Consider the following 7,330-nt stretch of genomic DNA (forward strand, 5'->3'; position numbering starts at 1 on the left):
CATGTCGCGCGGGTGGCGCATTGAACTTTAGATGATTTTCGACGTTGGGCAGACACGGCACTTGAGACAAGTGCGAACTCTACGGCGCGAATTTGTCGAGCCGGGTGATTTTGCATGGCGTGCACAGGCTGCCAACAAGCTCGAAGAAATCCGAGTAGACGCTCCAGGTCTTTCTATTTGGTTGTCTCAGCGATCTGCAAAGCAAAAACTTAAAGAGGTGCCATAAGCCGTCCGGCAGCAGACGGCATAGAAACGCCGATCTACGATCCCGCTATCTTCGGCACGCTATACTACGGCTACAGCTTGATAGCGGGCCATACCCGATAGCGATGAGCACTACGTTTTCGCCATAGCCCTACCACGGTGACGTCTTGCTACCCCCGGATCTTCGAGATTCCCATCACGCATATCGAGCCACAGAAATCCCTGCCGATGTCGCGGGCTAGGCACATCCGCCGGAACGCGGAGCGTCGTCCGAAGAATCTCATTCGCGATCACGGATGCGAGTGGGAATATAAAGACTAAGCTATGTTAAGCTGTTCAGTCTTCGTCGTCCATATCCTGCCAGTAAGCCTCGTTAAACACCGCGTCCAATTCACTTAGGTTTCTTAGACCAAGTTCCGCGGCGACGCGCCGAGCGTCCAAGCAAAATTGTGCGTATGTTTGAGGCGTGATATTGCTGTTAGAGGGGCGTTCGGGAAATTCAGGACCTGCCAGCCGCATTCCCGCTGAGCTATTTCGGTTCAGGACCGCGAATTTCGATGGATCGACGCTATGGAGCATCTCCGTGCGCCAGTTCGGCCCCACGCCCCGGATGCTCACTTCTCTGACTTTCTCGAATGCCTGTTCCGGGCTGAGTTCGCCTGATGCCAATGCTCTCGTACACAGCTCCGCAAAGGCGGCCGGCTCGCCCGCGATGGCCTTCATGAAAATGGGAACGATCGCCGAGTGAAAGCTAGCGTCCAGCTTACGGAGCTGGTCATCAAACCCCTCTCCGGTTGGCCTTGACGTAGCGATGAGTTTCATAATTTTGCTCGCGCGCTTGACCGCTTCAGCGCGATTGCGCACTTGTGCGTCGAATCCTCGCTCGGACTTATCGAGGCGGAATTCGCGCAGTAATTCACGCAGCACTGCGAATGTTGTGGGCTCTGCGGTGCGCAGGCGCTTCAGTCGCCGTTGTTCGGTAGCCCGAGTGGCCCTGGCGATATCGTATCTCCGCGAGTAGTCGCGGAGGATGCCGGGGTTGAGCGCGCTAACGAGTTTGTCCTTGCATAGCGCGTCTAGACGGGTCCGAATTTTGGTCTCGCTATTCAGGCGCAACAGGACTGAGCATTCGTAGTTATCCGCCATGCCGCCATTCGTCCAGTTCGCCGAGCCGATGAGCATAGAAACAGACTTGTTAACATATTCGAACCGATAGACTTTCGGATGAAAAACACCGTCGAGTTTGTCTCCGACAAAGACCGACAGCGAGTGCTTCCGTGATAGCTTGAGCAACAACTTCAATAGCGTCGGCTCTGACTGATAGAAGTCCAACCCGACGATGAATCGTGCCGAACCGCCCTGTTCGAGATGGTGCAGCAGGTGGTCCTTAATATGCTCCCAGCCTGACATCTTGGCGAACGCCACTGCGACATCCACGTGCTTGGCATTCTCGAACAGGCGGGCGAGTGCCGCGGAATGTTCGCTATTCTCGTCATTCCATGTGAGGTCGTAGTGGTCCGTCTTCATATTCCGATTACCTATGTGCGCTTCACTTTGCGCCATGCATGACGTTACATCAAAGTGATGCACCTCAACAATGTGGGTCGCTATCTAGGAATGGCCGCATCATGGCGAGCGGCGCTACGATGTGTGGGGTCTCTTTACCGCCCGCCATCAGTCACGCCCCGCCGTGCTAGTCCTGCGCGGCGGCGAGATTTGTGCTGACGCGCTCCTCCTCAAACGTCTGCTTTCCCTTCGCGGCCCAGAGCGCCAAAGTCCTCTCGCGCTCGTCGCTTCGGAGCTTATCGGTCGCCCAGAGCAGTGCGACGTTGTTTCTACGCTTCGACCACTCTCGGCGCGCTATACGACGCTGCATTTTGATGGCGGTGTCGAAAACCCTTAATTATGCGAATGTCCCTTATTGATGCGAAAAAAGCCCTTAATTACGTTACAAAGCACGATCACAGTTTTATCTACGTGTGGGTCCGCTTACGCCCTCATCTCGGTCGCCCAATGCTTTGTTTTAGCGCGCTGAAGCGGAGATGGATTCGACAATTTTATTTCGTATTTTCTTAGTTCCTATCACGGATTCTATAACGTGAAGAATCGGGATACTCATTCAGGAATGGGCTAATTCGTATCCCTGAATGATCCTGCTTTTTATGGAATCAGCAGGAGCTTGCCGGTCGTTTTGCGGCTTTCCATGTCGGCATGGGCGCGGGCGGCGTCGGCCAGCGGGTAGGTGCCGCCGATGTGGATCTTCATCTTGCCTTCAGTGATCCAGTTGAAGAGTTGCGCCGAATGGGCGCGCAGCAGGTCCGGCGTATGGACGTGATCCATGAAGACCGCATAGCCGATCTTGATGCTCTTCGGGATGCTGGTGATCTCGATCGGGCCGGGGCCGCCGAGCACCGGGCCGAACCAGCACAGCGTGCCGGACCGGCGCAGGGCATCGAGCGACGCCTTCCACGTCACGGGACCTGTGCCGTCATAGGCGACATGCACGCCTTCGCCGTCAGCCAGACGCACGACTTCTTCGGCAAAATTGCCGCCAGCATCCACGATGATATGATCGGCACCGGCCTGACGTGCGATCTCGACCTTCTTCCTGCGAGGACACCCGGCCGATGACCTTGCCGCCCCGGATCTTGATGATCTGTGTCAGCAGCAGGCCAACCCCGCCAGCCGCCGCGTGGACCAGAGCAAATTCATCCGGATGGATCGGATAGAAATCGGTCGCGAAATGGCTGGCCGTCAGACCCTGCATCATGACGGATGCGGCTGTCCGGTCGTCAATCGCATCGGGAACAGGCACAAGGGCCGCCGCCGGAACGATGGCGCGACTGGCATAGCTTCCGGGAGAATAGACCCAGGCCACGCGCTCGCCCGGCCGGAAATCCTCGACACCTTCGCCGACGGACAGGACGCGGCCCGCGCCCTCGACGCCGAGGATCTTCGGATCGGCTTCCGTCCAGAACATCCCGCGCCGGACGCCGGTATCCATGAAGTTTACGCCGGCTGCGGCCACATCGACCAGAACCTCGCCGGGACCTGGCACCGGGTCGGGCCTTTCGACCAGTTCGAGAACGTCGGGGCCACCGGGTTCGCGCATGACGATAGCGTGCATGTCAGTCTTCCTTGGAATGGTTAGTCAAAAGGGATATGAGTCAGGTCACGATTGCGACGCCGCAAGCGGCTTCGTGGCGTTCAGGGCTGCGCGGGCGGACTTGCCGTCGCTGTGTAATCATGCCAGAGCACGATCCGGCCATTGCGGACCTCATAGGTCGCCATGTTGGGGGTGGTGGCGGATTCACGACCGGGCAGGGCCAGGTGATGGATCTGTTCGGCCAGCACGATCGCGCCGTTGACGGCCTGATGGATTGTCTCGAAACGCACCTGCGCGAATGTCTCGAAGACCCGCTTCCAGACCTGCACGACGTTCTCTTTGCCGCGCACTTCGGGGTCGCCGTGGTTGGAAAACACGATTGCGTCGTCAAAAAATATCCCAAGCAGGTCCGCATCCCTCTGCTCAAAAGATGCGACGAACTGCCGGACTGTTTCTCCTGTATCTGACATCTGGACTGTCCTTTGCTGGGTATGGTTCCAGTCGGCCGGGATCAGGCGGAGTAACCGCCGTCGATCGTCAGCAGGGAGCCCGTGATGAAGCTGGATTCAGGGCTGGCGAGATAGGCCACGAAGCTCGCGACTTCCGTATCCGACCCCAGGCGGCCGAGCGCCATGCGGGGACGCAGCATGTCACGCATCGCGTCGTTCCTGATGTTGTCGGTTTCGGTCGGGCCGGGCTCGATCGCGTTGATCGTGATTCCGCGCGGCCCGAGATCGCGGGCAATGGCGCGCGTCATGGAGCTGACGGCCCCCTTGGTCATCGCGTAGGCGAAGGAGCCGGGGAATGCGGTATAATGCGCGACCACGCTGCTGTTGTTGATGATCCGGCCGCCTTCCTTCATGTGCGGGGCGGCTGCCTGAATCGCGACAAACGCGCCGCGCACATTGACGGCGAACATCCTGTCGAAGGTATCGAGTGCGAATTCGTCCACCGGGCCGCCGAGCACGATGCCGGCGTTGTTCACCAGAATATCGAGGCCGCCCAGTTCCACGACCGTGCGGGAGACGGCAGCCTTGATTTCATCGGCACTGGTGTTGTCCGCCTTGATGGCGAGAGCCTTGCCCCCGCTTGCTACAACTTCGGATGCAACCCTGTTGGCTTCATCGGCTGAGGCGGCATAAGTGAAGGCGACGGCTGCGCCGTCTGCCGCGAGGCGTCGGACAATGGCAGCGCCGATCCCGCGCGATCCGCCGGTAACAAAAGCAACTTTTCCGGTCAGTGAAAGGCTCATTGGTGGAAACTCCTGGTCGATCTGCTGACTGTTCGCTCATCTTTCTGGAACGACCAGTCAAATAAAGAGCAAAAAAGGGGGGCTTTCGCCTAGCCAAGACAGCGCAGGGCCATCTGTACGGTGGCGCGCAGGTCGTCGTGTGTTGCGCCCCCGCGTGCCATGACTTTCAGCCCGATGAACGTTGCATTGATGAACCGTGCGGCATCCTTCGGGTCGATCTCCGGCGGGATTTCGCCAAGATCCTTGCCGCGCTGGATCGTTGCGGCAAAAATGTTCTGCAGGCTCGTGGCCGATGATTTGCCAATGGCGGCCACTTCCCGGTCACGTCGGCCAAATTCACATATTGAGCCTACGCCAAGACACATGGTGTCATCCTGAATGCGGGCCGCGAACCCCAGCAGGGCGGCTTCAATTCTGGCCAGAGGAGAACCGGCCGACTGGAGTGCTGCCGCGAGCTGTCCGACACTGTCGAAGCAGTAGTGCTGCAGCGCTTCAAGATACAGCGCATGCTTATCCCCGAAAGTGTCGTACAGGCTTTGACGGCCGATCCCCATGCTTTTGACGAGTAATGCGGTCGACGTTCCTTCGAACCCGTAGGTCGCGAAGGTCTTCGTTGCTGCGGCCAGGGCCGCATCTCGGTCAAATGCCTTGGGTCTTGCCATGCCCTGACATATCGGTGTTCTGGAACGATATGTCAAGAACAGGAAGCGCAATCTTATTTGTCATCCAGCGGAATCATGCCGGCAACTGCACGATCCAGCGGATCACTGCTTTCTGCCAGCCCACGGGCGACGCCCGCCCGATCCTCGGCCGAGCGGTTCTGGCTCATCTTGCGCTTGCCCACCAGCCGGGTGATCGGCATGCGCAGCCCGACGATGCCCTTGAGTTGTCCCTGAATAAAGGAATCCGGCGCATCCGTGACATGCCACGGCGCCTTCTGGTGCGCTTCGTGCCGGTCTGTCAGGCGCGTGACGACATCGAGCAGGCGGCTCGTATCGCTGAAGAACTCTACCAGACCGAATGCCTGCACGGCTTCGTAATCCCAGGTCGGAACGACCTTGTGGTTGACCTGCTTTGAAGGATACCAGCCAGCGCTGACATAGGCGTCCGCGCCCATAAAGATTGCCAGCGCCTCGCCCAGCACGGGTTTCTGCCATTGCGGGTTGGGCTTGGCGAGATGCCCGTAAAGCACTCCCAATTCGCCCTCGTCCGGGTCAATTAACATCGGTAGCGGTGTTGCGATCGGCCCCGTGGCCGTCGCGGTGATAAACTGCGCCAGGCGGGCGTTGCGGATAATCGCACGCAGCGTAGTAGGGTCGTCTTCTCGAAAAGCAGCTGGAATGTGCATGGATTATCCCTGGGGTTTTGGGAGGGCGCGCAAGACTGGACCATTCTTAACGTCCAGTTCCGATAAATAATGACAGTCCAGTCCGATAATGCCGATCCGAAACCATCCCGGACAAGGCGGCTGGGCGGGCGGCGGATCTATGAGGCGCTGAAGGCGCAGATCGGGGAGGGGCTGTATCAGCCCGGTGCGGCCATGCCTTCTACCCGCGCGCTTGCGACCGAACTGGGGGTGGCACGTTCAACCGTGACATCGGCCTACGAGCAGCTTCTGGCCGAGGGCTTCCTTGAGAGCCGTCAGGGCGCGCCGACGCGGGTTGCGCCGCTTCTGCCGGTTCCGGCTGAAGGTGCGGGGAGCATACGTCTCCGGTCCCGGCATCGGCTTTCCGCCTATGGCGAACGGATGAAAATGCTGGCGGACTGGGCCACCCCTGCGGCAGTCGGTCGGGAGCCGGTCATCGACTTCCGCTATGGCGACCTGTCCACGGCGGATTTCCCGATCCTGTTGTGGAAGCGCGCGCTCTCGGCCGCCGCATCGCATCGGCCAGACCGGCTGACTTATGGCCGTCCGGAAGGCTCGCTAAGGCTGCGCACGGCGCTGCAGGGCTATCTGTGGCGTGCGCGCGGCATCCGCTGCGACGCGGAACAAATCATCATCGTCAGCGGCTCGCAACAGCGTCTTGATCTGTGCGCGCGCATCCTGCTTGATCCTGCGGACAGGTTTGTCGTGGAAAATCCCTGCTACCAGCTGGCCCGGCAGGCATTCGCGGCGACCGGGGCGGTGCCGGTTGCCGTTTCCGCCCGCGAAGACGGCCTTGATACGGGCCTTCTGGCCCACACGAACGCACGTCTGGCCTATGTGACGCCTTCCCACCAGTTTCCCCTCGGCGGCGTTATGCCGGTTTCCCGACGCCGGCAGTTGCTCGCATGGGGCAGCGCGACTGGAGCCTATGTGGTGGAAGACAATTATGACGGCGAGTATCGCCGTCATGTCAGTCATTATTGAATTTCCGCGAGTCTACGGTTAGCTGACATAACCATATGCTTTTCGATATTGTAAGGTTGCAGGATAGAAGTGCGATTGGGGTAAGGAGAGAAAAGTGAAGAAGGCTATATATTTGGGTTCCCTAATTGGCACTCTTCCCTTATTTTATCTGCTTTTTAGTAGGATTTATCGTCTAAGTCCAATGATATTTCTTGTTGCTTTTTCCATTTATACATTATTTTGCTTGTTATTATTCGGCGTAAATACCTACCGTCACATAAGAAACGAAATGCAAGTATCTACTCTGAAGTCCTGAAAGAGATATGACTTAGCAGCCTGTCGGGTTGGTCATTTTGAGGGTTATAAGGCCGAGGCTGACCCGGCTTATGCCGCCTGAAGCCGTGCCATTCTTTTGCAGTTGTATGCGAGAGCGACGAGT

General features: G+C 58.4%; 8 protein-coding genes. 1 reads left to right on the forward strand and 7 read right to left on the reverse strand.

Annotated features, from left to right (window positions below; translation table 11 throughout):
* Positions 1–540 precede the first annotated feature (540 nt).
* The 7 genes from GOB87_RS13185 to GOB87_RS13210 form a co-directional block, all read right to left on the reverse strand.
* On the reverse strand, positions 541–1,731 hold the full coding sequence (locus GOB87_RS13185) for a phospholipase D-like domain-containing protein (RefSeq protein WP_166317712.1): 1,191 nt from the start codon (positions 1,729–1,731) through the stop codon (positions 541–543).
* 633 nt (positions 1,732–2,364) lie between these two features.
* Complete coding sequence (locus tag GOB87_RS16630) at positions 2,365–2,766, reverse strand: zinc-binding dehydrogenase (protein ID WP_264806446.1); 402 nt, start codon at positions 2,764–2,766, stop codon at positions 2,365–2,367.
* Positions 2,720–3,331 carry an alcohol dehydrogenase catalytic domain-containing protein gene (locus GOB87_RS16635; RefSeq protein WP_198911721.1) on the reverse strand — a complete coding sequence of 204 codons (612 nt, stop codon included), beginning with the start codon at positions 3,329–3,331 and terminating at the stop codon, positions 2,720–2,722. The genes GOB87_RS16630 and GOB87_RS16635 overlap by 47 nt, the downstream gene beginning before the upstream one ends.
* Before the next feature lie 80 nt (positions 3,332–3,411).
* Positions 3,412–3,780 (reverse strand): nuclear transport factor 2 family protein, encoded by a 369-nt coding sequence (locus GOB87_RS13195; protein WP_166317715.1) that lies wholly within the window; start codon positions 3,778–3,780, stop codon positions 3,412–3,414.
* 41 nt (positions 3,781–3,821) lie between these two features.
* Positions 3,822–4,562 (reverse strand): SDR family NAD(P)-dependent oxidoreductase, encoded by a 741-nt coding sequence (locus GOB87_RS13200; RefSeq protein ID WP_166317718.1) that lies wholly within the window; start codon positions 4,560–4,562, stop codon positions 3,822–3,824.
* An 89-nt stretch (positions 4,563–4,651) separates the two neighbouring features.
* On the reverse strand, positions 4,652–5,224 hold the full coding sequence (locus tag GOB87_RS13205; RefSeq protein ID WP_166317721.1) for a TetR/AcrR family transcriptional regulator: 573 nt from the start codon (positions 5,222–5,224) through the stop codon (positions 4,652–4,654).
* Positions 5,225–5,277: 53 nt separating this feature from the next.
* Positions 5,278–5,910 carry an FMN-binding negative transcriptional regulator gene (locus GOB87_RS13210; RefSeq protein ID WP_166317724.1) on the reverse strand — a complete coding sequence of 211 codons (633 nt, stop codon included), beginning with the start codon at positions 5,908–5,910 and terminating at the stop codon, positions 5,278–5,280.
* A 69-nt stretch (positions 5,911–5,979) separates the two neighbouring features.
* Between GOB87_RS13210 and GOB87_RS13215 the strand changes: the two genes are divergently transcribed.
* Positions 5,980–6,912 carry an aminotransferase-like domain-containing protein gene (locus tag GOB87_RS13215; RefSeq protein WP_166317727.1) on the forward strand — a complete coding sequence of 311 codons (933 nt, stop codon included), beginning with the start codon at positions 5,980–5,982 and terminating at the stop codon, positions 6,910–6,912.
* Positions 6,913–7,330: the final 418 nt, after the last annotated feature.

This window comes from Acetobacter estunensis (assembly GCF_011516945.1).
In the GTDB taxonomy this organism is placed as follows: domain Bacteria; phylum Pseudomonadota; class Alphaproteobacteria; order Acetobacterales; family Acetobacteraceae; genus Acetobacter; species Acetobacter estunensis.